This is a genomic window from Photobacterium lutimaris (assembly GCF_003025555.1).
GTDB classification, from domain to species: domain Bacteria; phylum Pseudomonadota; class Gammaproteobacteria; order Enterobacterales; family Vibrionaceae; genus Photobacterium; species Photobacterium lutimaris.
The window spans coordinates 1-966 of record NZ_PYMH01000039.1; the positions used below are offsets into that span (position 1 = coordinate 1).

Here is a 966-nt window from a genome sequence, read left to right on the forward strand (position 1 = left end):
AACCGCAACCGCGTAGTGTCATCAGGGTCATGGCAACAAAGCCAGTAAATAGACCGAATGTAGAGCGGCAGTCCCAACCTTCCATTACCTGACGCTGTTGTTGACAATCGGGGGAGTCCATGTAGCCGCAATAACACGTGCGAAAGACCGACTTACAAAACCAATTATACTTTAAACCGCGAATGCCGAATGTAAATAGCATCGTGTTGATTGCTTTGTTATGTGTACGCTTACACCGATACGCTAAGATGATATATTCATTTCGATAAGTTTCAAACCATACATCTCACCCGATAAATCATATGCCGCAGAACGATTATTCATAAAACCATGCTGAAAAAGAGTGATGTCTGTGTTTACATTTTCATAGGACGAAACCCTATTGCTAATATCGAGCACATCAAATGCCCTTTCTGTACAGGGGAAAACCACCTTTAGTGGAATTTTAGGCTTAATATCAAGATGATTTCGTATTTGTGCCGGATAAAAACAGATTGCTCCCCTGCAATCTAAATTATCCAAATTAGATGCCCTCCACACCGCGCTTGCTCCTGCACTAAAACCAATAATTAATTCCGGCTTCTCTATTGAAAGAGACTTAGAAACAAAAGAGAAGTATTTATCATGACCGCATTGCTCAATAAAAGCTTCATAAGCGTCTTGCTCACTAAGAAAGTTATAACGCATGCCTTGATATGGCTCAATAACCACAGGATTTATCATATAATGAGCCAGATGCTTGATTAGGTTATCAATCGACTCACATAGTCCGAAGATATCTGTAACTATTACAATTTTCATTTAATACCGAGTCCTTTTGGTAGAGTCTCCGTGTACACATAACGCCTGCAATAAGGTGTGCCCCACAGAACCAACAAAGCACACTGAACTCCGTACCAAAACCGCCGAGTGTAACGCATCACCTTGATTGCCTTGTTATGTTTTGAGACTCGTCATGCACCAACT

1 protein-coding gene is annotated in these 966 nt (G+C 41.1%); it reads right to left on the bottom strand.

Annotated elements, in window-relative coordinates; genetic code table 11:
* Positions 1–243: 243 nt before the first annotated feature.
* Positions 244–801 carry a dienelactone hydrolase family protein gene (locus C9I99_RS26885; RefSeq protein ID WP_107351894.1) on the bottom strand — a complete coding sequence of 186 codons (558 nt, stop codon included), beginning with the start codon at positions 799–801 and terminating at the stop codon, positions 244–246.
* Positions 802–966 lie beyond the last annotated feature (165 nt).